At 73.5% G+C, this 24,293-nt stretch carries 22 protein-coding genes; 8 read left to right on the top strand and 14 right to left on the bottom strand.

What is annotated here, in order from left to right; genetic code table 11:
• Positions 1-54: 54 nt before the first annotated feature.
• The 3 genes from ACIQUQ_RS11610 to ACIQUQ_RS11600 all read right to left on the bottom strand — a co-directional run bounded on the left by ACIQUQ_RS11610 (position 55) and on the right by ACIQUQ_RS11600 (position 1,416).
• Entirely contained in the window at positions 55-306 is a 252-nt protein-coding gene (locus ACIQUQ_RS11610) for a hypothetical protein (RefSeq protein ID WP_403974095.1), read from the bottom strand.
• A complete protein-coding gene (locus ACIQUQ_RS11605) occupies positions 303-836 on the bottom strand; it encodes a sigma factor-like helix-turn-helix DNA-binding protein (protein WP_403974091.1) in 534 nt (177 codons plus the stop codon). The genes ACIQUQ_RS11610 and ACIQUQ_RS11605 overlap by 4 nt, the downstream gene beginning before the upstream one ends.
• Positions 837-906: 70 nt before the next feature.
• Positions 907-1,416: a MarR family winged helix-turn-helix transcriptional regulator gene (locus tag ACIQUQ_RS11600; RefSeq protein ID WP_403974089.1), complete on the bottom strand. Its 510-nt coding sequence runs from the start codon at positions 1,414-1,416 to the stop codon at positions 907-909.
• 144 nt (positions 1,417-1,560) lie between these two features.
• On the opposite strand from ACIQUQ_RS11600, the gene ilvA reads away from it, so the two are divergent.
• The 3 genes from ilvA (at position 1,561) to ACIQUQ_RS11585 (ending at position 4,779) form a co-directional block, all read left to right on the top strand.
• Entirely contained in the window at positions 1,561-2,790 is a 1,230-nt protein-coding gene (gene ilvA, locus ACIQUQ_RS11595) for a threonine ammonia-lyase (RefSeq protein ID WP_403974086.1), read from the top strand.
• Between the two features lie 127 nt (positions 2,791-2,917).
• Complete coding sequence (locus tag ACIQUQ_RS11590; RefSeq protein ID WP_403974084.1) at positions 2,918-3,934, top strand: ATP-binding cassette domain-containing protein; 1,017 nt, start codon at positions 2,918-2,920, stop codon at positions 3,932-3,934.
• A complete protein-coding gene (locus tag ACIQUQ_RS11585) occupies positions 3,931-4,779 on the top strand; it encodes an ABC transporter permease (protein ID WP_403974081.1) in 849 nt (282 codons plus the stop codon). Before ACIQUQ_RS11590 ends, ACIQUQ_RS11585 begins: the two co-directional genes overlap by 4 nt.
• Before the next feature lie 144 nt (positions 4,780-4,923).
• On the opposite strand, the gene greA is transcribed toward ACIQUQ_RS11585, so the two are convergent.
• Both greA and ACIQUQ_RS11575 read right to left on the bottom strand, forming a co-directional pair.
• Positions 4,924-5,421, bottom strand: coding sequence for a transcription elongation factor GreA (greA, locus tag ACIQUQ_RS11580; protein ID WP_399954284.1), 498 nt, complete (start codon positions 5,419-5,421; stop codon positions 4,924-4,926).
• 121 nt (positions 5,422-5,542) lie between these two features.
• The gene (locus ACIQUQ_RS11575; RefSeq protein WP_399954287.1) at positions 5,543-5,950 is read right to left on the bottom strand and encodes a DUF4307 domain-containing protein; all 408 of its coding nucleotides are present in this window, start codon (positions 5,948-5,950) and stop codon (positions 5,543-5,545) included.
• A 120-nt stretch (positions 5,951-6,070) separates the two neighbouring features.
• Here ACIQUQ_RS11575 and mca point away from each other — a divergent pair, with 120 nt between their 5' ends.
• Together mca and ACIQUQ_RS11565 are read left to right on the top strand one after the other, a co-directional pair.
• The gene (gene mca / locus ACIQUQ_RS11570) at positions 6,071-6,952 is read left to right on the top strand and encodes a mycothiol conjugate amidase Mca (protein WP_403974078.1); all 882 of its coding nucleotides are present in this window, start codon (positions 6,071-6,073) and stop codon (positions 6,950-6,952) included.
• The gene (locus ACIQUQ_RS11565) at positions 6,945-7,181 is read left to right on the top strand and encodes a hypothetical protein (protein WP_403974075.1); all 237 of its coding nucleotides are present in this window, start codon (positions 6,945-6,947) and stop codon (positions 7,179-7,181) included. Before mca ends, ACIQUQ_RS11565 begins: the two co-directional genes overlap by 8 nt.
• Positions 7,182-7,269: 88 nt before the next feature.
• Here the strand turns inward: ACIQUQ_RS11565 and ACIQUQ_RS11560 are convergent, their stop codons facing one another.
• Positions 7,270-10,512, bottom strand: coding sequence for a tetratricopeptide repeat protein (locus tag ACIQUQ_RS11560; protein ID WP_403974073.1), 3,243 nt, complete (start codon positions 10,510-10,512; stop codon positions 7,270-7,272).
• 275 nt (positions 10,513-10,787) lie between these two features.
• Here ACIQUQ_RS11560 and ACIQUQ_RS11555 point away from each other — a divergent pair, with 275 nt between their 5' ends.
• Positions 10,788-12,833: a thioredoxin domain-containing protein gene (locus tag ACIQUQ_RS11555; RefSeq protein ID WP_403974071.1), complete on the top strand. Its 2,046-nt coding sequence runs from the start codon at positions 10,788-10,790 to the stop codon at positions 12,831-12,833.
• A 102-nt stretch (positions 12,834-12,935) separates the two neighbouring features.
• Here ACIQUQ_RS11555 and ACIQUQ_RS11550 read toward each other — a convergent pair whose 3' ends face one another.
• Positions 12,936-13,595 (bottom strand): hemolysin III family protein, encoded by a 660-nt coding sequence (locus tag ACIQUQ_RS11550; RefSeq protein WP_403974069.1) that lies wholly within the window; start codon positions 13,593-13,595, stop codon positions 12,936-12,938.
• Positions 13,596-13,822: 227 nt separating this feature from the next.
• On the opposite strand from ACIQUQ_RS11550, the gene ACIQUQ_RS11545 reads away from it, so the two are divergent.
• A complete protein-coding gene (locus ACIQUQ_RS11545; RefSeq protein ID WP_403974067.1) occupies positions 13,823-15,646 on the top strand; it encodes a phosphoenolpyruvate carboxykinase (GTP) in 1,824 nt (607 codons plus the stop codon).
• A 187-nt stretch (positions 15,647-15,833) separates the two neighbouring features.
• On the opposite strand, the gene ACIQUQ_RS11540 is transcribed toward ACIQUQ_RS11545, so the two are convergent.
• The 7 genes from ACIQUQ_RS11540 to ACIQUQ_RS11510 form a co-directional block, all read right to left on the bottom strand.
• Entirely contained in the window at positions 15,834-16,802 is a 969-nt protein-coding gene (locus tag ACIQUQ_RS11540) for a S41 family peptidase (RefSeq protein ID WP_403974064.1), read from the bottom strand.
• A 42-nt stretch (positions 16,803-16,844) separates the two neighbouring features.
• Positions 16,845-17,459 carry a hypothetical protein gene (locus tag ACIQUQ_RS11535; protein ID WP_403974062.1) on the bottom strand — a complete coding sequence of 205 codons (615 nt, stop codon included), beginning with the start codon at positions 17,457-17,459 and terminating at the stop codon, positions 16,845-16,847.
• Entirely contained in the window at positions 17,446-19,026 is a 1,581-nt protein-coding gene (locus ACIQUQ_RS11530; protein ID WP_403974060.1) for a substrate-binding domain-containing protein, read from the bottom strand. The genes ACIQUQ_RS11535 and ACIQUQ_RS11530 overlap by 14 nt, the downstream gene beginning before the upstream one ends.
• The gene (locus tag ACIQUQ_RS11525) at positions 19,023-20,207 is read right to left on the bottom strand and encodes a toxic anion resistance protein (RefSeq protein ID WP_403974058.1); all 1,185 of its coding nucleotides are present in this window, start codon (positions 20,205-20,207) and stop codon (positions 19,023-19,025) included. The genes ACIQUQ_RS11530 and ACIQUQ_RS11525 overlap by 4 nt, the downstream gene beginning before the upstream one ends.
• Positions 20,207-21,298, bottom strand: a complete 1,092-nt coding sequence (locus tag ACIQUQ_RS11520; RefSeq protein WP_403974055.1) for a substrate-binding domain-containing protein — start codon at positions 21,296-21,298, stop codon at positions 20,207-20,209. The genes ACIQUQ_RS11525 and ACIQUQ_RS11520 overlap by 1 nt, the downstream gene beginning before the upstream one ends.
• A 52-nt stretch (positions 21,299-21,350) precedes the next feature.
• Positions 21,351-22,430 carry a diiron oxygenase gene (locus ACIQUQ_RS11515; RefSeq protein ID WP_403974052.1) on the bottom strand — a complete coding sequence of 360 codons (1,080 nt, stop codon included), beginning with the start codon at positions 22,428-22,430 and terminating at the stop codon, positions 21,351-21,353.
• Positions 22,431-22,710: 280 nt separating this feature from the next.
• Complete coding sequence (locus ACIQUQ_RS11510; protein WP_403974050.1) at positions 22,711-23,709, bottom strand: LuxR C-terminal-related transcriptional regulator; 999 nt, start codon at positions 23,707-23,709, stop codon at positions 22,711-22,713.
• Positions 23,710-24,035: 326 nt separating this feature from the next.
• Between ACIQUQ_RS11510 and ACIQUQ_RS11505 the strand changes: the two genes are divergently transcribed.
• On the top strand, positions 24,036-24,212 hold the full coding sequence (locus ACIQUQ_RS11505) for a hypothetical protein (protein WP_403974048.1): 177 nt from the start codon (positions 24,036-24,038) through the stop codon (positions 24,210-24,212).
• The last annotated feature ends 81 nt before the right edge of the window (positions 24,213-24,293 follow it).

Here is a 24,293-nt window from a genome sequence, read left to right as displayed (position 1 = left end):
GCCGGCGTTCCGGCCGGCGGCCCGGACCCCCGGCGGGGCGTGCGCGGGTACGTCTCACCAGTCCAGCGGCGGCGCGATCGTCGACGGCGGCACCACCCACGGCCGGACGACCGAGGCCCACACCGCGAACGCGATCGCGGCCAGCACCAGCAGCGTCCAGCCCGCCCGGCGCAGGGCCCGCCGGCGGCGGAGCAGCCGGGCGCCGCGTACGGCGGCCTGCGCGGCCAGGTCCGTGGGCACCGAGGGGTGCGGGCCCTCCAGCATCCGGCGGACCTCGAGCTCCTTGCGGTCGGGCAGCCCGCTCATGCGGCCCCCGCCCCGGCGCCGCTGCCGGCCGCGCCCGCACCCGTTCCGGCCGACCCGGCCCCGCTCCCGCCGGCCCCGCTGGCGCCCTTTCCGGCCGCCCGCGAGCGCAGTGCCGACGTGGCCCGGCCGGCCAGCGCGCGCACCCGCTCCGGCGGCAGCCCCAGCAGGGCGGCGGTCTGTTCCTCGGCCACTCCCTCGTACACCCGCAGGGTGATCACCAGGCGTGCCTGCGGGGAGAGCCGCGACAGCACCCCGCCCCGGCCCCGGTGCCACCGCCAGGCGCCGCGGGCGAAGGCCAGGGCCAGCTCCGCGCGGGTGCGGTTGTAGGGGTCGTCCGTACGCGCCCGCTCCCACCCGGCGTACGTCCGTGCCAGGGCGCCCGCGAGCAGCCGCCGGGCGCCGGGGTTGTCCTGGTCGGTTTCGGCCGTCAGCAGGGTGGCGACGTGCAGCAGCCGGCCGGCGGCGCCCGCGACGAATGCCTCGAACTCCCGGTCCCGGCGGTGTGCTTGACCGTCCGACCGTCCTGTCACACCCCTCAGTTGAGGGCAGCGGGCGGCCCGGGTCAAGAGGCGGGAAACCGGCGGTCGCGCGCGGTGCGCGTCAGGAGGCGGGACCGCCCTCGCCGGGGGCGCCCATGCGTTCCGAGAGGGACAGGTTGAACCGTGTGAGCAGGGAGGTGAAGGCCTCGCGCTCGTCCTCCGACCAGCCCTCCGTCACCTGCGCCATCAGCTCGCGGCGCGAGGAGCGGACCTCCTCCAGCCGGGCCAGGCCGCGCGGCGAGAGCGCCAGCACCACCGCGCGCCCGTCCTCCGGGTGGGAGGTCCGCTTGACCAGTCCGGTGTCGACCAGCGGGGCCACTTGGCGGGTCACGGTCGAGGAGTCGATGCCCATGCCGGCGGCCAGCGCCTTGACGCCCATCGGGCCTTCCCGGTCCAGCCGGTTGAGCAGCAGGTACGCGGCGCGGTCCATCGAGTTGCGGGCCTGGCCGACACCGCCGAGCCGGGTCTGCTCGGCGCGCCGGGCGAAGAGGGCCACCTGGTGCTGGAGGGCGTCGAGGAGACCGGTTCCGGCCTCGGCCGGCAGGTCGGGGTGGGCCGGGGTAGCGGGCATGGACTGGGGCTCTCTTCGCCAAGGGTCGACAGGATGGGGGACAGCGTACGCGGCTGGCGGGCACCCCGTAGAGGGGCTGCGGAATCCCGGTACGGGTATCCGCCGCCCCGGGCGTCCCGGTGGATCCGCTGCGAGACTTGCGGCATGAACTACCGCCTGTCCGCCCATGTTCCGCCGCTGATCCTCGACGACGTGCGAGGCGCCCAGAAGATGCTCTCGGGGGTCGCGAGGGTCACCGCCATGGAGGGCAGCAGGCACCTCTCCGCGCTGCTCGGCTCCCCGGTCCACCTCAAGTGCGAGAACCTCCAGCGCACCGGTTCCTTCAAGCTGCGCGGCGCGTACGTGCGCATCGCCGGCCTGCGCCCCGAGGAGAAGGCGGCCGGCGTGGTCGCGGCCAGCGCGGGCAACCACGCGCAGGGCGTCGCCCTGGCCTCCGCGCTGCTGGGGGTGCGCTCGACGGTGTTCATGCCGGTCGGGGCGCCGCTGCCGAAGGTGGCCGCGACCCGGGAGTACGGGGCCGAGGTGCGCCTCCAGGGGCACGTCGTGGACGAGACGCTGGCCGCGGCCGAGGAGTACGCCGACCGCACGGGGGCGGTGTTCATCCACCCCTTCGACCACCGCGACATCATCGCGGGCCAGGGCACGGTGGGCCTGGAGATCCTGGAGCAGTGCCCCGAGGTGCGGACCATCGTGGTCGGCGTCGGGGGAGGCGGGCTGGCCGCCGGCATCGCGGTGGCGGTGAAGGCGCTGCGGCCGGACGTGCGGATCGTCGGCGTGCAGGCCGAGGGCTCCGCGGCGTACCCGCCCTCGCTGGCGGCGGGGCACCCGGTGGTGCTGGACAACCCGGTGACCATGGCCGACGGGATCAAGGTGGGGCGGCCGGGTGACGTGCCCTTCGACATCGTCCGGGACTTCGTCGACGAGGTGCGGACGGTCTCGGAGGACGCCCTCTCCAGTGCCCTCCTGCTGTGCCTGGAGCGGGCGAAGCTGGTGGTGGAGCCGGCCGGGTGCAGTCCGGTGGCCGCGCTGCTGAGCGAGCCCGAGCTGTACCGGGGGCCGGTGGTGGCGGTGCTGTCGGGCGGGAACGTCGACCCGCTGCTGCTCCAGCGGATCCTCCGGCACGGCATGGCGGCCGCCGGGCGCTACCTCTCGCTGCGGCTGCGCGTGCCGGACCGGCCGGGGGCGCTGGCCGCTCTGCTGGGGGTGTTGTCAGTGGCGGATGCCAATGTTCTGGACGTGAGCCACGTACGTACGGACCCCCGGCTGGGGCTCACGGAGGTGGAGGTGGAGCTGCACCTGGAGACCAAGGGGCCCGAGCACTGCGCGGAGGTCGCGCGGTCGCTGCGGGACGCCGGGTACACCGTCCTGGCGTGATCGCGGCGGCATGCGCCGTCCACCCGTCCCCGCTCCTGTCCGCCCCGCTCACCCGGCCGGGCGACGCCAGCCCGCCGACCATAGGATTTGCGTAGGAAACACCCGTTTTTACACTGGGAGAATCCATATGCCAGGCGCGATCTACGCCGAAGGTCTGGTGAAGACCTTCGGCGACGTACGGGCCCTGGACGGCGTGGACCTCGATGTGCCCGAGGGAACCGTCCTCGGCCTGCTCGGCCCCAACGGCGCGGGCAAGACCACGACCGTGCGCGTCCTGACCACCCTCATCCAGCCCGACAGCGGAACCGCCTCCGTCGCCGGGATCGACGTGCTCAAGCACCCGAACGAGGTGCGCCGCAACATCGGCCTCTCCGGCCAGTTCGCCGCGGTGGACGAGTACCTCACCGGCCGCGAGAACCTCCAGATGGTCGGCCGGCTCTACCAGATGAACGCGAAGGCGGCGAAGGCCCGCGCGGTGGAGCTGCTGGAGCGCTTCAACCTCGCCGACGCCGCCGACCGCACGGCCAAGACCTACTCCGGCGGCATGCGGCGCCGCCTGGACCTGGCCGCCGCGCTCGTGGTCAGGCCGCCCGTGATGTTCATGGACGAGCCGACCACCGGCCTCGACCCCCGCAACCGACAGGCCCTCTGGGACGTCATCGAGGAGCTGGTCGCGGGGGGCACCACGCTGCTCCTCACCACCCAGTACCTCGAAGAGGCGGACCGGCTGGCCCACGACATCTGCGTGGTCGACCACGGCCGCGTCATCGCCCGGGGCACGTCCGACCAGCTCAAGGCCCAGACGGGCGGCGAGCGCGTGGAGGTCGTGGTGCACGAGCGGGAGCACATCGCGGACGCCGCCGGGGTGCTCTCCGGCTTCGGCAAGAGCCCGGCCACCGTCGAGGAGCACACCCGCAAGCTCATCGTCCCCGTCACGGGCGGCGCCAAGCTGCTCGCCGAGGTCATCAGGGAGCTGGACGCCCGCGGGATCGAGATCGACGACATCGGGCTGCGCCGCCCCACCCTCGACGACGTGTTCATCTCGCTCACCGGCCACGCGGCCGCGCTCGCGGAAGAGGAGAACGGCGCGGCGGGGGCGGACCGGCCCAGGGGCCAGAAGGCCCGTAAGGAGGCGGCCTCGTGACCGTCACCGTCACCGGCACCGCACCGGCCCCGCGTCCGCGCGGCGGCGTGGTCCAGTCGATCGGCGACTCGCTGGTCGTCGCCAAGCGCAACCTCATCCGGATGGCCCGGATCCCCGAGATGATCATCTTCGGTCTGATCCAGCCGGTGATGTTCGTCGTGCTGTTCAGCTACGTCTTCGGCGGGTCGATGCAGGTCGGCGACACCACCGACCCCGCGGTCTACCGCGAGTTCCTGATGGCCGGCATCTTCGCGCAGACGGTCACCTTCGCGACCGCGGGCGCGGGCGCCGGCATCGCCGACGACATGCACAAGGGCCTGATCGACCGGTTCCGCTCGCTGCCCATGGCGCGCGGCGCGGTGCTCACCGGCCGCACCCTGGCCGACCTCGTGCAGACCGCGCTCACCCTGTTCGTGCTGGCGATGGTCGCCCTGCTCGTCGGCTGGCGCACGCACACCAGTGCCGGCGAGGTCATGGCCGGCTTCGGGCTGCTGCTGCTCCTCGGGTACGCGTTCACCTGGATCGGCGCCCTGATCGGGCTGTCCGTACGCACCCCCGAGGCGGCCACCTCCGGCGGGCTGATCTGGCTCTTCCCGGTCACGTTCGTGTCGACCGCCTTCGTCGACACCAGTCAGATGACGCCCTGGCTGCGGCACGTCGCCGAGTGGAACCCCTTCAGCGCGACCGTGCAGGCGTGCCGGGAGCTGTTCGGCAACCCCGGCGTGGTGGACTCGCCGGCCTGGCCGATGCAGCACCCGGTGGAGGCCTCGCTGATGTGGTCCGTGCTGATCGTCGTGGTGTTCCGGACGCTCTCGGTCCGCAAGTACCGGTCGGCGTCGGTCTGACACCGCCGGCCGCCGGCCGCCGGAACCGACTCGACGGAGACACGGACGAACGGATGCGGCAGGACGGATACGGCAGGACGGATACGGCAGGAGCCCCCGCCCGGAACGCTCCGGGCGGGGGCTCCTGCGTGAGCCGTGCGTGCGTCAGCCGGTGTACGGCTTGACGTCGAGGATGCGCACCGAGGCCTTCTTGCCGTTCGGCAGCTCGTACTCCGCGTCCTCGCCGATCTTCTTGCCGGCCACGCCCTGGCCCAGCGGCGACTGCGGCGAGTAAGTGTCGATCTCGGTGGAGGCGTACTCGCGGGAGGCGAGCAGGAAGGACATGGTGTCGTCCGGGTCGCCGTCGAAGGCGATGGTCACGACGGTGCCGGGGGCCACCACGCCGTTGGAGGACGGCGCCTCGCCGACCTTGGCGGACTCGAGCAGCTGCGTCAGCTGGCGGACCCGGAGCTCCTGCTTGCCCTGCTCCTCCTTGGCCGCGTGGTAACCGCCGTTCTCCCGCAGGTCACCCTCCTCACGGGCAGCCGCGATCTTCGCCGCGATCTCCGTGCGTGCGGGACCAGACAGGTACTCCAGCTCGGCCTTGAGCTGGTCGTAGGCGTCCTGGGTCAGCCAGGTGACGCTCTCGCTCGTCTGGGTCACAGGTGCTCCTCGTCGGTACTGGGATTACAAGCCGCCTCGCTCTGCCAGGCGAAACCACGAGCCTAACAATTCGGGGGAAAAAGGGGGAGGAGGCGACGAGTATGAAGTGTGTCAGTGCAGGTCAGCGGGAAGCGGCCGGCTGGCAGCCGACCAGCTCGACCGTCGTGGCCCTGCTGGTCGTCTTCAGCACGACCACCTCGTCGATACGGGATGCCCGCTGATCGAAGACGTAATCCTTGCGGCCGACCTCATTGTGGTCCCGGTCCTGGGAGCTGAGGGTGCACACCCCGCGCACCGAAGAGTCCTTGCGGACCTCCAGGTGCACCTTGACCTCGCCGTCCGAGGCCTGGAACTTGATCACCTCGGCGCTGACGGACTGCCCGGCGACGTAGTCCCAGCCGATCCAGCCGACCACGCCCAGCAGGCCCACGCCGAGCACCGAGCCGATGATCTTGAGCTTCCGGTCCGCGCGCTCGTCCTGGGTACGGCCGTAACGGCCCTCCGGCAAGCCCTCGCGCACCGCGCTCATGATCGTTCCTCTCCTGGGGGCCGTGGAATTTTCCGCCCCCCGATTCGGTCACTATAGAAGCCGCCCCCCGTCCGGCCGGGACGGCCCCGTGTTCGGCGCCGAAACACTGAGGATCGAGTCTTGACTGAGCAGCTTCGCCTGATGGCAGTCCACGCGCACCCCGACGACGAGTCGAGCAAGGGCGCGGCGACGATGGCCAAGTACGTGTCCGAGGGGGTGGACGTGCTGGTCGTGACCTGCACGGGCGGCGAGCGCGGCTCCGTCCTCAACCCCAAGCTCCAGGGCGACAAGTACATCGAGGAGAACATCCACGAGGTGCGCCGCAAGGAGATGGACGAGGCCCGCGAGATCCTCGGCGTCTCCCAGGAGTGGCTGGGCTACGTCGACTCCGGCCTCCCCGAGGGCGACCCGCTGCCCCCGCTGCCGGAGGGCTGCTTCGCGCTGGAGGACGTCGACGCCGCGGCCGGCCGCCTGGTCGCGCAGATCCGCGCGTTCCGTCCGCAGGTCATCACGACCTACGACGAGAACGGCGGCTACCCGCACCCCGACCACATCATGACCCACAAGATCTCGATGGTGGCGTTCGAGGGCGCGGCGGACACCGAGAAGTACCCGGAGGCGGAGTTCGGCCCCGCCTACCAGCCCCAGAAGCTCTACTACAACCAGGGCTTCAACAAGCCGCGCACCGTCGCCCTGCACGAGGGCCTGCTGGCCCGCGGCCTGGAGTCCCCGTACGGCGAGTGGCTGGAGCGCTGGAAGGAGTTCGAGCGCACGGAGCGGACCCTGACCACCCACGTCCCGTGCGGCGAGTTCTTCGAGATCCGCGACAAGGCCCTGATCGCCCACGCCACCCAGATCGACCCCGACGGCGGCTGGTTCCGCGTCCCGCTGGAGATCCAGAAGGAGATCTGGCCCACCGAGGAGTACGAGCTGGCGAAGTCGCTCGTGGACACCACCCTCCCCGAGGACGACCTCTTCGCGGGCATCCGCGACAATGCCTGACATGAGCGCTACTCACGCGGCACTGGCCCAGCTCCTCCCGCTCGCCGGGGACACCTTCGACAAGAACAAGGTGACCCCCGGCATCCTGGGCTTCATCGTCTTCGCGGTGCTGGCCGTCGGGACGTGGGGCCTGATGAAGTCGATGAACCGGCACATGGGCCGGGTGAACTTCGAGGAGACCCCGGAGCCGGCGGCCGCCGACGCCCCCTCGAAGCCGGCCAAGGCCTGACCCGCGCCCCGGGCGCCGGCGGGACCGGAGACCGGTCTCCCCGGCGCCTGAGGCATGGGCTGAGGCATGGGCCGCGGGGCGGCGCGCCTCAGCCGGTGCCGGCGGTGTCCGCGTCCCGGGCCGGGACCGGGACGCCCATGACCTCGCGGGCGTGGCGGGACGGGATCATGCCCAGGCGGTAGCCCTGCCAGCCCTCGGCGGGGTCCACGCCGCGGTCCAGCATCACGGCGTACGCCTCCACGCAGTCCGCCAGCTTCGGATCCCGGGCCGGGTGGCCGCCGGCCAGCGACGCCAGCGCCTCCCGCGCCGCCTCCTCGCCGCCCGCGGCGGCGTACGGCAGCAGGGTGGCCCGCAGCAGCGCCGCCCAGTCCGCGCCGCGCAGGTCCCCGTACGAGCGGAACAGCGCCAGTGCCTCCTCGCACAGCGCGACCGCCTGCGCGGCCTTGCTGTTCCCCGCGTCCACCACCGCGAGCTCCAGGCACGTCCACGCCTCCCCGTGGGCCACCCCGATCCGGTGGAAGTCCGCCCGCGCGTCCACCAGCAGCTGCCGGGCGAAGCCCGAGTTCCGCAGGTTCCCGGTCTGGGCCGCGCGGAGGTCCCGCGTCACACGCCCCGAGTGGTGCCGGGCACAGGCCAGCCCGTACACGTCCCGCATCCGGGAGAACATCGTGCGGGCGCGCTCCAGCTCCCGTACCGCCTGGTCCCCGTCGCCCTGCTCCTCCAGCGCCTGGCCCAGGTAGTACAGGGTCCACGCCTCGCCCCGCGCGTCCTCCGCCTCCCGGTGCCGCAGCAGCGCCTCCCGCAGCTGGTCCACCGCCGCCGAGGCGTCGCCGTCCACCAGCCGCGCCCGGGCCAGTTGCGTCAGCGCCCACGCCCGGCCGCGGTCGTCGTGCGTGCGCCCGTACAGCTCCAGCGCCAGCCGCAGCTCCGCGTCCGCCGCCGGCACGTCGCCCGTCCGCAGGTACACCTGGCCGCGCTGGAAGTGCGCCCAGGCCTCGCCGTGCAGGCTCTCGCTGTCCCGGTGCAGCCGCAGCGACTCCGCCAGCAGCTCCAGCGCCTCGCCCAGCCGCGCGTTGTCCCGCTCCACCGAGGCCAGCGCGTGCAGCGCCCAGGCCCGGTCGCCGGCCAGCTCCTCGCCGGTCTGCAGCGCCAGCGCCTCGCGGATCCGGGCCGCCGCCTCCGTCAGGTTGCCCTGGTGGTGCAGGGTGATGCCCAGCGACACCAGGGCCCGTGCCGCGCCGGACTCGTGCCGGGCCTCGAAGTACGAGTCGACCACCGACGCCAGCGTGGTGCGCGCCTTGTCCAGCTCGCCCAGCTGCCGGGCCGCGATGCCGGTGCGCCACTGCACCGACCGCACCAGCAGCCCCTGGTCCACGGCCTGGGTCAGCTCGTTGATCTCGCCCAGCCGGTACAGGTCGCCGCGCAGCAGGCAGTAGTCGCACAGCGCGCCGAGCAGGTCCAGCACCGCCCGCTGGTCCACGCCCTCGGTGTGCCGCAGTGCCGCCGTGATGAAGCTCGACTCGTCGTCCAGCCACTGCAGCGCCGCCTCCAGGGAGGTGAAGCCGTGGCCGCCGACCGCGCCCTTCACGAAGGTGTCGGCGCGCGTCGAGGTCTTGCCGTCGACCATCCGGATCACGGTGTCGGCCAGCTGCGCGTAGTTCCGGATGAGGCGCTCGTGCGCCGCCGCGATCTCGGTGCGGTCCTCCTCTTCCGCCAGCTTCGCGGCCGCGTACGAGCGCACCGCGTCGTGCAGCCGGTACCGCTCGCCGCGCACGTGGTCGATCAGGCCGGTCTTGGCCAGCTTGCCCAGCAGCCGCTGGGCCTCCGCCTCGTTGGTCTCCGTGAGCGCGGCCGCGGCCGCCGCACCGAGTGAGACCCGGCCGGCCAGCGCCAGCCGCCGCAGCAGCCGCCGCGCGGGGTCGGCGAGGTGTGCGTACGACAGGTCGAGCGCCCGCTCGGTCACGTCGAGCGAGCCCGCGCGGTCCCGCAGGTGCAGCTCGAAGCGGCGGGCCGTGTGCGTGCCGAGCAGCGGGCCGGTCAGCCGCAGCGCCAGGGGCAGACCGCCGGTGAACCGCTGGATCGCGGCCAGCGCCTGCTCGTCGTACACGCTCGTGCCGGCCGCCTCGACCGCCTCCCGCAGCACCTCGGCGCCGTCCGCGTCGGCCAGCGCGGTCACCGGCAGCTGGTACACCCAGGCCGGGGTGTCATCGGGCAGGACCAGCGGCCGGCGCGCGGTCACCAGCACCAGCGAGTCCGAGCGCTCCGGCACCAGCAGCCGCACCTGCGCCGGGTCGGCCGCGTCGTCCAGGACCACCGTCACCGGCAGCCCCTGGAGGTGCTGGTGGTACAGCTCCGCCAGCCGCCGTACCTGCTGTTCCGCGGAGGACCGCTCACGGAAGAGGAGCTGCTCGCGGGGGGCGCCCAGCCGGTTCAGCAGGTGCAGCAGCGCCTCCCGGGTGGGCAGCGGGGTCTCGCCGCTGAGCGAGCCGCCCCGCAGGTCCACCACGCAGGCACCGCGGTACTGGTCCCGGAGGTGGTGGGCGGTCCGCACGGCCAGCGTGGTGCGGCCCACGCCCGGTTCGCCGTGCAGCACGACGACCACGGGCCGGGTCTCGGTGCTGGCCCGCGCGGCCTGCACCCACTGGGCGATCCGGGCCACCTCGGCCCGCCGCCCGGCGAACGGTCCGGCCGGCTCCGGCAGCTGCCCGAAGGACTGGGCCAGTACGTTCCGCCGCCGGGCCGCCGCGCTGCGGTCCGCGCCGCGCAGCTGCGGGGCGGTGGCGGTCTGCTTCGGGACGGTGCGGCGGGCGGCCTCGGAGACCATCCGCTGCTGGTCCAGGAAGGGCCGTACGCCCCGCACCTCCAGCGCCGTCAGCCACTGGAGCCGCAGCTGCTCGGGGCCGCCGGGCTGGCCCAGGGCGCCGGCCTGCCGGTGGGCGGCGGGCCAGTAGGCGGCCGCGACCTTCGCAGCGGTGGCCGCCGCGCCGGCCGCCGCGACCACCGCCCCGGCACCGAGTGCCGCGCCGGCCTCCAGGCCCAGGGCCAGGTCGGTGACGGAGGCGGTCAGCGCGGCAACACCGGTCACCAGAGCGGCCGTTGAGGCGTTCACCCGGAAGGCGGCGCCGAGCGAGGGTGCCCCGGCGGCGGCTTCGTCGAGCGCCCGGGTGTAGGCGGCGTACTCGGGGGCCGCGGCGGCCGCCATCGCGTCCAGCGCCTCTCTCGCCCGGACGAGCAGCGGCCCCTGCTCCAGCCGCCCGCCGGACCGCCGCACCTCCTCCTCGACGGCCCGCGCCACCAGCTGCTCCGCCTCGCTCCGATGGCCGTCACGCATGCGCATCCCCCTCCGAGAGCCTGGCCAGGAGGACCAGTGTGCGGCGCGGAGGACGCCCGCGCGAGAGAACCCCGCCCGGATCAACCGGAGTTGAGCAGGATCAGAGCTTCGCGCTAAACCTCCGGGCGGAACCTCCGTGCGGCCGTCCGCGGCCGCGCGGGCCCGGCGCCGCCCCGGCGCGTCCATCGGGACCTCCTCCCCTTTTCCGGTACTGGGGCCGGGTCCGGTTCGTGGCTTCCGGTGGTGGCGTTCCGGGCGTGGGGCAGGATGTGCGCATGCCGAACCACCTCGCTCATGAGACCTCCCCGTACCTCCTGCAGCACGCGGACAACCCGGTGGACTGGTGGCCCTGGTCGCCGGAGGCGTTCGCCGAGGCGCGTGAGCGGGGGGTGCCGGTGCTGCTCAGCGTCGGGTACTCGAGCTGCCACTGGTGCCACGTGATGGCGCACGAGTCCTTCGAGGACGAGCTGACGGCGGCCTACCTCAACGAGCACTTCGTCAACGTCAAGGTGGACCGGGAGGAGCGGCCGGACGTCGACGCCGTCTACATGGAGGCGGTGCAGGCGGCCACCGGGCAGGGCGGGTGGCCCATGACGGTGTTCCTGACGCCCGATGCCGAGCCCTTCTACTTCGGTACGTACTTCCCGCCGGAGCCGCGGCACGGGATGCCGTCCTTCATGCAGGTGCTGGAGGGCGTGCGCACGGCCTGGGTCGGGCGCCGGGACGAGGTGGCCGAGGTCGCGAAGAAGATCGTGCGGGACCTGGCCGGGCGGCAGCTCGACTACGGGCGGGCCGGCGTGCCGGGGCCCGAGGAGCTGGCCCAGGCGCTGCTCGGGCTGACCAGGGACTACGACTCCCGGCACGGCGGGTTCGGCGGGGCGCCCAAGTTCCCGCCGTCGATGGTGGTCGAGTTCCTGCTGCGGCACCACGCCAGGACCGGCGCGGAGGGCGCGCTCCAGATGGCCGCCGACACCTGCGAGGCGATGGCGCGGGGCGGCATCTACGACCAGCTCGGGGGCGGCTTCGCGCGGTACTCGGTGGACCGGGCCTGGGTGGTCCCGCACTTCGAGAAGATGCTGTACGACAACGCGCTGCTGTGCCGCGCGTACGCGCACCTGTGGCGCAGCACCGGCTCCGACCTGGCCCGGCGGGTGGCCCTGGAGACCGCCGACTTCATGGTGCGGGAACTGCGCACGCGGGAGGGCGGGTTCGCGTCCGCGCTGGACGCCGATTCCGACGACGGCACGGGGAAGCACGTCGAGGGCGCGTACTACGCCTGGACCGCCGCCGAGCTGCGCGAGGTGCTCGGCGACGAGGACGCCGGGACGGCGACGGCGTACTTCGGGGTGACCGAGGAGGGCACCTTCGAGCACGGCAAGTCGGTGCTCCAGCTCCCGCAGGACGGGCCGGTGGTCGAGGCCGCGCGGATCGCCTCCATCAGGGAGCGGCTGCTGGCCGTGCGGGCGGGGCGGCCCGCGCCGGGCCGGGACGACAAGGTGGTGGCGGCCTGGAACGGCCTGGCCATCGCCGCGCTGGCCGAGTGCGGCGCGTACTTCGACCGCCCCGACCTGGTCGAGCGCGCCACCGAGGCGGCGGACCTGCTGGTGCGCGTCCACTTCGACGCGGCCTCCGGGCGCGCGCGGCTGGCCAGGACGAGCAAGGACGGCGTGGTCGGCGGCAACGACGGGGTGCTGGAGGACTACGGCGACGTGGCGGAGGGCTTCCTCGCGCTGGCGGCGGTGACGGGCGAGGGGGTCTGGCTGGAGTTCGCCGGTTTCCTCGCCGACCTGATCCTGGACCAGTTCACCGCCGAGGACGGCACGCTGTACGACACCGCGCACGACGCGGAGCAGCTGATCCGCCGGCCGCAGGACCCCACCGACAACGCGGCGCCGGCCGGCTGGACCGCCGCCGCGGGCGCGCTGCTCTCGTACGCCGCCCACACCGGCTCGGAGGCGCACCGCACCGCGGCGGAGCGTGCGCTCGGCGTGGTGCACGCCCTGGGTCCGCGCGCCCCGCGGTTCATCGGGTGGGGGCTGGCCGTCGCGGAGGCGCTGCTCGACGGGCCGCGCGAGGTCGCCGTGGTCGGGCCCGCCGAGGACGCCGCCCTGCACCGGCTGCACCGTACGGCGCTGCTCGGGACGGCGCCGGGCGCGGTCGTGGCGGTGGGGGAGCCGGGCGGGGACGAGTTCCCGCTGCTGGCCGACCGGCCGCTGGTCGGGGGCCGGCCGGCGGCGTACGTCTGCCGGCACTTCGTCTGCGCGGCGCCGACCGGGGACGACCGGGCGCTGGCGCGCGAGCTGGGGGCCGTCAGGTCGTAGTCGTGGAAGTGGAAGCGGGAGAGGCCGTCGGCTGGGCGCCGGCGGCCTCTTGCGCGTGCGCGCGCGCCGCTTCGGTACGCGCGTGCGCGTGCGCCGCCCTCGCTACGTGTGCGCGTACGCCACCAGCGAGATGCCCACGTAGTGGGTGATGAAGGCCGCGAGGGTGAGCGAGTGGAAGACCTCGTGGAAGCCGAAGAAGCGCGGTGAGGGGTTCGGACGCTTCATGCCGTAGATGACCCCGCCCGCGCTGTACAGCAGGCCGCCGACGATCACCAGGACCAGTACGGCGATCCCGCCCGCGCGCATGAACTCGGGGAGGAAGAAGACCGCGGCCCACCCCATCGCGATGTAGCAGGGGGTGTAGAGCCAGCGCGGTGCCCCGACCCAGAAGACGCGGAAGGCGATGCCGGCGGCGGCCGCGATCCAGACGGCCCAGAGCAGGGTCCGGCCGGTGGAGTCGGGCAGCAGCAGCACGGTCAGCGGCGTGTACGTCCCCGCGATGATCAGGAAGATGTTGGCGTGGTCCAGCCGCCTCAGGACCGCCTCGCCGCGCGGCCCCCAGGTGCCCCGGTGGTAGAGCGCGCTGATCCCGAAGAGCAGGCAGGCGGTGAGCGCGTACACGCCGCAGGCCACCCGCGCGCGGGTCGAGTCCGTGAAGGCCATGAGGACCAGGCCCGCGATCACCACGGCGGGGAACATCCCGGCGTGCAGCCAGCCGCGCATGACCGGCTTGGCGGGGGCATCAAGAGTCATGGCGGCCATGCTACCTACGGGTCCGTAGGTAGCCGGGAGGTGTCTTTTGCCGATTGTTCGCTTTGCCGAAGATTGAACCGAGTGGCGATGCTCACGTGAGAGGCCCCCTGGACATATGGGCACACGACACGGATGATCAGATGAGTGCGGTCGGCACCGGATGAGCAGCTACGACGCGTCCGGGTCGCAGCCCCCACGGGGCATACATCTTAAAAACCCCTCTACAAGGAGCAATCGTGGCGCGCGACAACGCGGCTCCCCTTTCCACCCCCACCAACCACCAGGAGCTCGTCTCCTGGGTCGAGGAGATCGCAGCCCTCACCCAGCCCGACCGGATCGTCTGGTGCGACGGTTCCGAGGCCGAGTACGAGCGCCTGTGCGAGGAGCTCGTCGCCAAGGGCACGTTCAAGAAGCTCGACCCGATCAAGCGCCCGAACTCGTACTACGCGGCCTCCGACCCCACCGACGTCGCGCGCGTCGAGGACCGCACCTTCATCTGCTCCGAGAAGGAGGAGGACGCCGGCCCGACCAACCACTGGAAGGCCCCGGCGGAGATGAAGGACATCTTCGCGGGAGAGAAGGGCATCTTCCGCGGCTCCATGAAGGGCCGCACGATGTACGTCGTGCCCTTCTGCATGGGCCCCGTCGGCTCGCCGCTGTCCGCGATCGGCGTCGAGATCACCGACTCCGCCTACGTCGCCGTGGCGATGCGCACCATGACCCGCATGGGACAGCAGGTCCTGGACGAGCTCGGCACCGACGGCTTCTTCGTCAAGGCCGTCCACACGCTCGGCGCGCCGCTCGCCGAGGGCGAGGCCGACGTGCCGTGGCCCTGCAACAGCACCAAGTACATCTCCCACTTCCCGGAGACCCGCGAGATCTGGTCCTTCGGCTCGGGCTACGGCGGCAACGCCCTGCTCGGCAAGAAGTGCTACGCCCTGCGCATCGCGTCCGTCATGGCCCGCGACGAGGGCTGGCTGGCCGAGCACATGCTCATCCTGAAGCTCACCCCGCCGCAGGGTGAGGCCAAGTACGTGGCCGCCGCCTTCCCGTCCGCCTGTGGCAAGACCAACCTCGCCATGCTGGAGCCCACGATCCCCGGCTGGACGGTCGAGACCATCGGCGACGACATCGCCTGGATGCGCTTCGGCGAGGACGGCCGCCTCTACGCGATCAACCCCGAGGCCGGCTTCTTCGGCGTCGCGCCCGGCACCGGCGAGCACACCAACGCCAACGCCATGAAGACCCTCTGGGGCAACTCGGTCTTCACCAACGTCGCGCTGACCGACGACGGCGACGTGTGGTGGGAGGGCATGACCGAGGAGGCGCCCGCGCACCTCGTCGACTGGAAGGGCAACGACTGGACTCCGGACTCGGAGACCCCGGCCGCCCACCCCAACGCCCGCTTCACCGTGCCGGCCGCGCAGTGCCCGACGATCGCCCCGGAGTGGGAGGACCCCAAGGGCGTCCCGATCTCCGCGATCCTCTTCGGCGGCCGCCGCGCCTCCGCGGTGCCGCTGGTGACCGAGTCCTTCGACTGGAACCACGGCGTCTTCCTCGGCGCGAACGTCGCCTCCGAGAAGACCGCCGCCGCCGAGGGCAAGGTCGGCGAGCTGCGCCGCGACCCCTTCGCCATGCTGCCGTTCTGCGGCTACAACATGGGCGACTACATGGCCCACTGGGTCAAGGTCGCGGCCGACAAGGACCAGGCGAAGCTCCCGAAGATCTACTACGTGAACTGGTTCCGCAAGAACGACGCGGGCAAGTTCGTGTGGCCGGGCTTCGGCGAGAACAGCCGCGTCCTGAAGTGGATCGTCGAGCGCCTCGACGGCAAGGCCGAGGGCGTCGAGACCCCCATCGGCATCCTGCCGGCCAAGGACTCGCTCGACACCGAGGGCCTGGACCTGCCGGCCGAGGACCTCGACTTCCTCCTGACGGTGGACAAGGAGGTCTGGCGCGAGGAGGCGGCGCTGGTCCCCGACCACCTCAACACCTTCGGTGACCACACCCCGAAGGAGCTGTGGGACCAGTACCACGCGCTCGTCGAGCGCCTGGGCTGAGCCCTGACCCCCCGCGAGGGGGTGACGAAGAACGTGGGAGCCCCCGACCAAGCGGCACCCGACGCAGCAACGGCCCGCCGGTCCTCGTGACCGGCGGGCCGTCGCCGTTCCGCGGCGGGGGCGGTCCGCAGTCCCGGCAGCCGTCCCGCGCGGGCTGGTCCTCAGCCCCGGCAGCGCGGGCCGGTCCTCAGCCCCGGCAGTCGTCCTGCGCGCGCAGCCACTTTGCGGCGGCCTCCGGCGCGCGCTCCTCGCCGGTCTCCTCGTCCGGGGCGAGCGGGCCCTTGTGGACCGTGCCCGTCCGGTCGGCCTCGTACGAGCCGGCCAGCAGCAGCAGGGCGCCGTCGGACAGCCGGTGGGCCGCGTTCCCCGTCGTCAGACCGGCCGTCGGCTCGCCGAACGCACGGGTCGCCGGGCGGCCGCGGAAGGCGATGGCCGCGGCCTCGGCGGCGCTGGCCGTGCGGTTGCTGGTCAGCACCGCGACCGGCGGCGCGGGCCGGGGGAGCGGCTCGGCCGGTCCCCAGTCGCGGAGCTGCCCGCTGGGCGTACCGCTGCGGACGACCCACGGCGTACGCGCCCCGCCGGGCGTCACGAACGACCCCACCGTGCCGTCACCCAGTACGGCCCCCACCGCGCCCAGCAGCGGGAACATGTCGCCGCCCGGGTTGGACCGCAGGTCCACCACCCACCCGCACGCCCCCGCCGCGGCCGCCTTGCGCACGGCCTCCCGCCCCCGGCGCACGTACTCCGCGCCGGCCCGCTCGTTCGGCACGGCCGGCAGCGTGACGTGCGCGATCCGCCCCGGCAGCAGCTCCACGACGGGCGGCTCCGCCTCCGCCGCGCCGGTGGCCTCCGCCGCCTGCGCCGGATCCAGCAGTTGGCTGTGCCGGTCCCCCAACTCCCGCAGCGCGTCCCGGATCGCCGGGTACGTCTGCGCGGGCGTCCGGGCCCGGTCCCGCTCCGCCCGCCGGAACGCGACCGCCCGCACCGCGCCCCAGTCGGCGGTGTCCCGCAGCACCGAGTGCCGCTCCGCCACGGCGAGCGCGTCCTCCAGATACGCCCGCGCCCCGGCCCCCAGCACCCCGTCACCCGCCCCGCCCCCGGAGCACCCGGCCCCGGCCAGCACGACCCCGGCCACCACGACCGCCCACCTGCGCACAGCGCCCCCCCGTTGATCACCGGTGGGCCGACCCTAGCCGGGTCAGGACCGGCCGCGGTCCTCCAGGTAGGTCGTGTGGGTCTGCTGGCGGCGGGATTCGGCTTCGCGGAGGGTGGTGGTGAGGCGGTCGGCCTCGTCGTAGAGGAGGGTCAGCTGGTGTTCCAGGTGGCGGTCCGGGGATTCGGTGCCGGGGTTCAGGCGGCTCCACCAGCGGGCGCGGTGGTACGTGTCCACGCACTCCGGGACGTCCTGGCGGACGGCCCGGGAGAGGGTGTGGACGGCCTCCGGGTCGGCGGCCAGGACGTCCGAGACCCAGGTCGGGTCCAGCAGCGCCTCGTACCGGTTCATCAGCTCCGTCAGCTTGCCCGCCGCCGCAGGGTTCGGCTCCACCTCCGCGATGTACCGCTTCAGCGTCGCGAAGTCGTCCCGGAGGGTGCTCAGCTGCTCCGCCGGGTCCGGGAAGTCCGGGACGACCACGTGCTCCGGCGGGGCGATCAGGGCGGCCGCACCGTACAGGCCGGCCACCACCACCGGCCAGTACGGGCCCGCCACACCGGCCAGGGTGAGGCCGACGCCCACGACGCCGGCCGCGCTGCCGGCCAGGTTCTTCTTCGATTCCAGGTAGGCGAGGGCCCGGTTGCCCCTACTGGTAGCCACGGATCTCCTCGAAGGCTCCGTCCAGCTTGTCGTTGCCGCCCGTCGCGTCGAACAGGCGGCCGCCGGTCAGCTCGGTGATGTGCGTGAGTTCGGCCTGGTCGGAGTCGCCGAAGAGGATCGCGAACACCGGCGTGGACTTCCCCTCCGGGGACTGCCGGGCGTAGAAGGCGTCGAACTCCGAGGCGTCCGCGCCCTCCGTGTTCTCGCCGTCCGTCATCAGGACGATCGAGGTGAAGGCGTCCCCGCGGCCGCCGCCGATGTGCTCGTACGCCTCCTTCAGGCTGCTGTAGACCGCCGTACCGCCGTCCGGCGAGAGCGCGTCGATGTCCGAGCGGATCGCGTTCAGGGCGGTCGTCGGGCTGCCCGGGTCCACCACGTGCGTCGTCGTCTTCTTCACCGTCGAGCCGAAGGGCATCAGCGTCACCTCCTCCCGGTCCCGGAAGCGCCGGCCCACCGGGGAGTCCCCGCTGCCCGTCAGCCTCGCCAGGGCGTCCCGGAGCCTGCCGATGCGGTTCTCCTCCTCCATCGAGCCCGAGGTGTCGAGCACGTACACCGTCCGCGACGGGCGGCGCAGCTCGTTCTCGTACGAGGCCAGCAGGCCGTCCGCCACCGACCGGGTGCCGGGGAAGGGCAGTTCGCGGCGCTTGGTGGGCGACAGGCCCGGCCCCGGCGCCACGCCCGCCGTCACCGGCCGCCGCAGCGTCGTGTCCGTGATCCGCTTCTGGGCCTCCGCCGTCCGCAGGTACGCGGTCAGCGAGCGCATCGAGGCCCGCGCGCCCTGCGGCGCCGAGGTGAGCAGCGCGAGCGGGTAGTCGGCCGTGACCACGCCGTCCTTCGGGCGGATCACCGTCAGGTCCTGCTTCAGGGAGAGCAGGACGGATTCGTAGTTGACGAGGGCGTCCACCGAGCCCCTGCGGGTGTAGGCGTCCGCCAGCCAGCCCGAGGAGCCCGAGGTCAGCTTCTGGCCCTTGAAGAACTCCTTCAGGGCCGGGGAGGCCTCGTCCACGTCCGCGTCCGTGAGGGCAGCCTGCGCGCCCGACAGCCCCGAGGCCACCGAAACCAGCGCGGAGAAGCCCGAGTTGGAGCGGACCGGGTCGGTCATCCCGTACGTCAGCTGCCCGGCCTTCACCGCCTGGTGCAGCTGCGACCAGGTCAGCTCCCCGTCCTTCCAGCCCAGCCGGTCGGCGGTGGCGCGCTTGACGCCGATCGCCACCGGCGAGGTCATCACCGGCGTCTCGTTGGTGACCTTGCCGCCCGCCTCGGGCCGCAGCCTGAGGTAGTCGTTGGAGGACAGCCAGACGGCGTCGTACGCGCCGTCCGCCTTCCCCGAGGCCAGCTTCTCCACCGCGTCGAGCGTGCCCGACCAGGTGAACTTCACCGTGACGCCGGTCTTCTCGCGGGCCGCGTCCAGCACCGGCTGCATGTCGGACAGCTCGGAGGAGGCCAGCACCCGCAGCGTGCCCTCCTGGTACGGGAGGGGGCCGGCGTCGGGCTCCGGCGCGCTGTCGCACGCCGTCAGCACCAGGCCCAGCGCGAGCAGGGCGGCCGTCGTGATGCGCTTCCTCACCGGGCACCGCCTTCCAGGGCGCCGGTCTGCCGCGTCCGCTCCAGGTACGCCGTCGCCGCCTGGAGCTCCCCGGTCAGCGACTCGACCGTCGCCGCCATCGACTCCGTGGCCTGCACCTTGTACGTGTCGATCGCGTCCAGCGTCTTGTAGATCTGCCCGAACGCGGTGCGCAGCGTCTCCGCGCCCACCGCCGGGTCCGCCGCGATCCGCTGGATCTCGCCGGTCTGCGTGGCCAGCATCTCCGCGTTGCCCCGGATCAGGTCCTCGGTCGTCCCCCGCAGGGCGTTGACCTGCTCGACCACCTTGCGCTGGTTGTCCAGGGCGGAGGCCAGCATCACCGCGATGCGCAGCGCCGACACCGTCGTGGTCGCCGCCCGCTCCACGCCCTTGATCAGCTCGTCGTTGTTGCGCCGGACCACGTCCATGGCCAGGTAGCCCTGGGCGCAGACCGCGAGCTGGGTCAGCAGGTCCTGGTGCTTCTGTCGGACCGGGAAGAGGACGTCCGCGCGCAGCGCGTCCGCCTGCTGCGGGTCGGCGGCCGCGACCTCGGCGACGCGCTGTTCCACCGCCGCGTCGAGCGCCTCGGTGAGCACCGCGTACTCCTGGAGCTTGCCCATGGTCTCCCACAGGCGGGTGCGCTCGGTGTGCAGCGCCGCGTTGTCGCGGCGCAGCTCGTCCTGGCCGCCGCGCAGGGCGCCGACGATGCGGTTGAGGGTGGCCTGCGACGAGGCGTACTTCGCGACGTGGTCGCGGAACCTGTTGCCGCCCGGCAGCCTCGACAGCAGCTTGCCGAGCCCCTTGCCGGGGGTGTCGCGCGGGTCGAGGTCCTCGACCGTGCGGCGCAGCTCCACCAGCGAGGAGGCGACGCGGGCCTGGGCCTCGCCGCCGCCGTCCGCCTCCAGGGAACGTACGGCCCGGTCCAGCATCCGGTTGGACTGCTGGGCGGCGCTGCGGATCTCGCCCGCGCCCAGCCCGGCGATCTCCCCGATGCGTCCGGCGAACTCCGGCGAGCGGGCGTCGAGGCCGGCCAGCGAGCCGACGTACTCCCCGGCCCGGCGGGCCATCTCCTCGCGTACGCCGTCCTGGAGCGGCACCAGGCCGGCGGCCTGCTCCTTGCGGACCGGGGCCACGGGCTCCGGGGCGGTCAGGACGAGCTGTCCCGGCTCTTCTGCGGTGGTCATCAGTGGCCCCCCTGGCCCTTCGCCCGCGCGGCCATCTCGTGCAGGACCTCGACGGTCGGCACGGGCGCCTGGCGGATCCCCGTCAGCTTCTGGTTGAGGTAGGCGGTGTGCGGCGCGGTGGCCGCGGTGAACTCGGACAGCGCGCCCTGCGGCCGGTAGCCGTGCCGTACGGCCAGCTCGCGCAGCCGCTTGTCGGTGCTCAGCAGCTCGCCGAGCGCCTTGCCGTCCTCGGTGAGCGGCACCAGGGTGTGGTCGCTGGGGACCGTGGTGTCGGGGTAGAGGACCACCAGGTCGCCGGTGTCCTGCTTCTGCTGGAGCAGGGAGGCCACCTGGGACTCGTACACGAGCACCAGGGGGTTGCCCACCCCGCTGATGAAGTCCCGGAACGGCGCGTCGGTGCTGGTCTGCTGGGCGCCCTGGGGGGCGATCAGCTTGCGCAGCAGCGGCGCCGTGCGGTCGATCCCGGCCTTGTCGGCGACCACCCTCTGCCGCTCGGCGACGAAGGAGGTCATGGCCAGGTACAGGGCGCCGGAGTTGGAGCTGGCCGGGTCGGTGGTGCTGATGTAGAGGGAGCCGCTCAGCTCGGCGTGCGCGTCGGCGCCCTTGAGCTGCTGCCAGGTGCGGTCGGCGGCCACGGCCTTCAGGAACGGGTCCATCAGCAGTGTGCCGGACTTGGCGCCGGCCTTGCGGACCAGGCCGTTGTCGGCCAGCACCCCCGCGGCCGCGCTGTGCGCCACGATCACCAGCGGCGAGTAGAAGGGGCGGGCCGCGGTCACCTTCAGGGGTGACTTCGCGCGGACCGCGTCGGCGGGAGCCCTGCTCCCCGGAAAGGCGAAGTCGTAGTCCTTCAGCGGGAGCTGGTCCATCGCCCAGGACCCCGAGGTCTCCGTCTCCACCGTCCAGCCCTTGCCTGCAAGGGCCTCGACCACGTCGGGATCGTCGAAGAACTCGGCCTTCTCCGACCCGATCACACCACGCACGGTCTTCGTTGCCGTGCCGCCTATTCCCTGACCTCCGCGCCCCGCCAGGACGGCGAAGACAACTCCGCCGATCAGCAGGACCGCCAGGGCGATTCCCAGGATGCGTCTCACAGGGGGCAGCGTGCTCGCGGAAACCCAGGTTCCGGTGTTGGTTGAATGAACGTCAGGTGACGTGCGCGTCCCAACTGAGCCCGTACGCGGCCAGTTCCTCACGTACGTACGGATCGTCCAGCACACCCAGCTCCGCGAAGTGGCGCAGGACGGGCCGGGCGGCCTCGCGGCCGTACGCGGCCACTGCGTCCGGCGGGTGGGTCTCGGCCAGCACCTGCTCGGCCTCGCCGGGCCGCAGTCCGGCCGCGGCCAGGTCGGCGCGGAGGGCGGGGAGGTCGGGGCCGAGGAACGCGGCGACGGCCCGTGGGGCCAGCCGGCCGGCCGTGCGCCGCTGGCCGGCGTCGAGCCGGGTCCAGAGCAGGCGCAGGAAGGCCGCGAAGTAGGCGTGGTGGCGGGCCTCGTCCCGGGCGTGGTCGCGCAGGGTGTCGCGGAGCGCGGCGGGCATCAGGGGGTCCTCGGCGCCGGCCGGCAGGGTGGCGGAGACCAGGGTCTCCGAGCAGACCACGAAGACCAGTTCGGCGAGCTGCGCGGACCGGGGCCCGACGGCCTCCCGGACCGCCGCCAGCCGGGCCAGGAAGGCCGGGGCGCCGGCTTCGGGCGCCGTGACGCCGGTGGCGTGGCGGAGCTGGCGGGCGAGGTCGGCGGCGGTCAGCGCGTGCCAGGCCTCGTCGCAGTAGAGCTTGTACGCGTCGAAGCGCATCTCCTCCGGCAGGTCGACGCCGAGGGTGCCGTGCGCGATGCCGAGGGCCGTGCGGTTGACGACCAGGTGCTCCAGGCGGGCGGTGAAGTCGAGGTAGCGGTGGGCGTGCAGCGCGAGCAGCCGGGTCCGGGCGGGGGCGGGCAGCGCGCGGACCAGGGGGTGCCCGGTGACGGGCGCGAGGGCCGGCGAGAAGGGGGCCGTCCCCTCGGGGAGCAGGAGGGTCCGGCGCAGCGGCGGCCGGGCGGTGACCCGCTCGTACCAGTCGCCGAAGGGGCTGCGGTACGGGGCGGGGCCGTACGGGGAACCGTCCGCGGCGGCGTCCGCCGGTGCGGCCGCGTACGGGGGGCCGCCCGCGACCGGGGGGCCGGGCGGCGGCGGGGGACAGGGGGTGAGGGCGGTACAGCCCGTGAAGAGCCCGGCTACGCCGCACATGACGAATCCACCTCGGGGAAAGGGGCCTTAAGGGGGTGAATCGATCATGAGTCGGTCCGGCCCGGGACGCCAGGGCCCGGCGCTGGCCACAACCAGCCGCGGCCTCACCCGGCCAGTGGCCGCGACCGGCCGTGCGGGAGCTGCGGGACGCGTGGGCGGTGCGGGCCGTGCGGCAGGTGGGGGTCGTGTGGGCGGCGCGGGCCTGCTGGGAGGGGGCAGGTGCCTCGGCTCGGTCCGGGGCCCACCGCCGGTCCCGGACCGGCCCGCGCCCCGTCCCGGCTCACTCCTCCGTGAGCCAGCCGCGGGCCATCGCGCGGGCGCCCGCCTGGAAGCGGCTGTCGGCGTCCAGTTTGGCCATCACGTCCGTCAGCAGCCGGCGCAGGGTGCGCGGCGAGACGCCCAGGGAACGGGAGATGGCGTCGTCCTTCATGCCCTGGAACAGCATCCGCAGCAGCGCGCGCTCGCGTTCCGTCAGGGGGTCGTCGGCGGGCGCCGGCGGTTCGTTGTCCGGCAGCTTGGCCCCGTGCACCCAGAAGTGCTCGAAGACCCGGCACAGCACCTCGACCACCCGCGGGTCGGTCATCAGCACCGCCGCCTGACGGTCGTCGGGGGAGGGGGCCGCCGCGTACGCCTGGATCCCGTCGACCACGATCAGCCGGAACGGCAGCACCGGCGCGATCCGCACCTCCGCTCCGGCCTCCTCCAGCGCCCGCAGGTGGGCGCGGCCGTGCGGGACCCGCAGCATCGCGTCCAGCTGGAGCGTCCGCATGCCCACGCCCCGGTCGAGGAGTTCGTGGTTGCGCCGCATGCCGTCGGCGAGCTGCGCCGGGCTGCGGGGGCGGCCCGGGTGCATGGAGAGGATCTCCTTGCGGGCCCGGGCGGTGGCACTCTCCAGGGAGGCGCCGATCTCGGCCTCGCCCACGATCAGCTCGCTGCCCGAGCCGAGTGCGGGCTCGGCCAGACCGGGCGCGGAGGTCAGCCGCGCGTCGATGGCCGCGAGGGTGGTCTGGAGCTGCTGGAGCCGGGCCGTCCGCTCGGCGTTGTACTGCTGCTCCTGCTCGAAGAGCCGGGCGAGGGCGGCCTCCGGGGTGACCGGCAGGGGCTCCCCGGTCACGGCGTGCCGGTGGACCAGCCCGCACTGGGTCAGCCCGGCCAGCGCCGCGGCGAGTTCCGCCTCGGAGAGGAGCAGCTCGGCGCGGAGTGCGGCGAGCGGTCTGCCGGGCGCGGCGATCAGCTGCCGGAACACCTCATGGGTGAAGTCGAACTCTTCCTTCTGCATGGTCAGAAACCCCCCGCGGTGGCCCGTCCCCCCTGGCCGTCCCCACCGCGCGGGATCATAACTATGTGAGCCTCTGAATGCCCACCGTGATTGGTTCGGTCCAATATGCGGGCGGCGGCGAGGGCCCCGATGTCCAGGATGCGGACTGCCATCTCGTCATGGCCGTGTCCAGCCATGGCCGAACCTGGCCGATGGAACTCCCTTTCCCAGCTCCTGTGGCCGGGACAAGATCTCCTTGAAAGCGCCGACCAGGGAGCGGCGCCGCCCGGCCGGGCTTCCGGTCGTCCCGGCACCGGCTCCCACTCGCCCTCAAGGACTGAGAACTTATGCGCCTCTCCGCTCTGCTGCCCTCCTCCGCCTCCGTCGCGGCCGCCGTCGCCCTCGCCGCCGGCTCGCTGGTCGTCGCGGCGCCGCTCGCGGCCGCGGCCGGCACCACCGCGCAGCCGGGCCAGACCGTCACCGCCCCGGCCGCCGGCGCCGGCACGGACGACATGACCTGGTAACTCCCGCCGCTCCCGGGCCACTTGGTCCAGGGCCGTCGGCGCCATCCCGCTCGACCGCACCACCCGTACGACGCACCACCC

The sequence above is a fragment of the Streptomyces sp. NPDC101118 genome (assembly GCF_044759445.1).
GTDB lineage: Bacteria > Actinomycetota > Actinomycetes > Streptomycetales > Streptomycetaceae > Streptomyces.
The sequence above is the reverse complement of the archived record's forward strand: the minus strand, read 5'-3'. Positions and strand labels throughout refer to the sequence as shown.

Coding starts and splice junctions, on each gene's coding strand:
- ACIQUQ_RS11610 (WP_403974095.1), bottom strand. CDS start 306: ATGAGCGGGCTGCCCGACCGCAAGGAGCTCGAGGTCCGCCGGATGCTG.
- ACIQUQ_RS11600 (WP_403974089.1), bottom strand. CDS start 1,416: ATGCCCGCTACCCCGGCCCACCCCGACCTGCCGGCCGAGGCCGGAACC.
- ilvA (WP_403974086.1), top strand. CDS start 1,561: ATGAACTACCGCCTGTCCGCCCATGTTCCGCCGCTGATCCTCGACGAC.
- ACIQUQ_RS11590 (WP_403974084.1), top strand. CDS start 2,918: ATGCCAGGCGCGATCTACGCCGAAGGTCTGGTGAAGACCTTCGGCGAC.
- ACIQUQ_RS11575 (WP_399954287.1), bottom strand. CDS start 5,950: ATGAGCGCGGTGCGCGAGGGCTTGCCGGAGGGCCGTTACGGCCGTACC.
- ACIQUQ_RS11565 (WP_403974075.1), top strand. CDS start 6,945: ATGCCTGACATGAGCGCTACTCACGCGGCACTGGCCCAGCTCCTCCCG.
- ACIQUQ_RS11560 (WP_403974073.1), bottom strand. CDS start 10,512: ATGCGTGACGGCCATCGGAGCGAGGCGGAGCAGCTGGTGGCGCGGGCC.
- ACIQUQ_RS11555 (WP_403974071.1), top strand. CDS start 10,788: ATGCCGAACCACCTCGCTCATGAGACCTCCCCGTACCTCCTGCAGCAC.
- ACIQUQ_RS11550 (WP_403974069.1), bottom strand. CDS start 13,595: ATGGCCGCCATGACTCTTGATGCCCCCGCCAAGCCGGTCATGCGCGGC.
- ACIQUQ_RS11525 (WP_403974058.1), bottom strand. CDS start 20,207: ATGACCACCGCAGAAGAGCCGGGACAGCTCGTCCTGACCGCCCCGGAG.
- ACIQUQ_RS11515 (WP_403974052.1), bottom strand. CDS start 22,430: ATGTGCGGCGTAGCCGGGCTCTTCACGGGCTGTACCGCCCTCACCCCC.
- ACIQUQ_RS11510 (WP_403974050.1), bottom strand. CDS start 23,709: ATGCAGAAGGAAGAGTTCGACTTCACCCATGAGGTGTTCCGGCAGCTG.
- ACIQUQ_RS11505 (WP_403974048.1), top strand. CDS start 24,036: ATGCGCCTCTCCGCTCTGCTGCCCTCCTCCGCCTCCGTCGCGGCCGCC.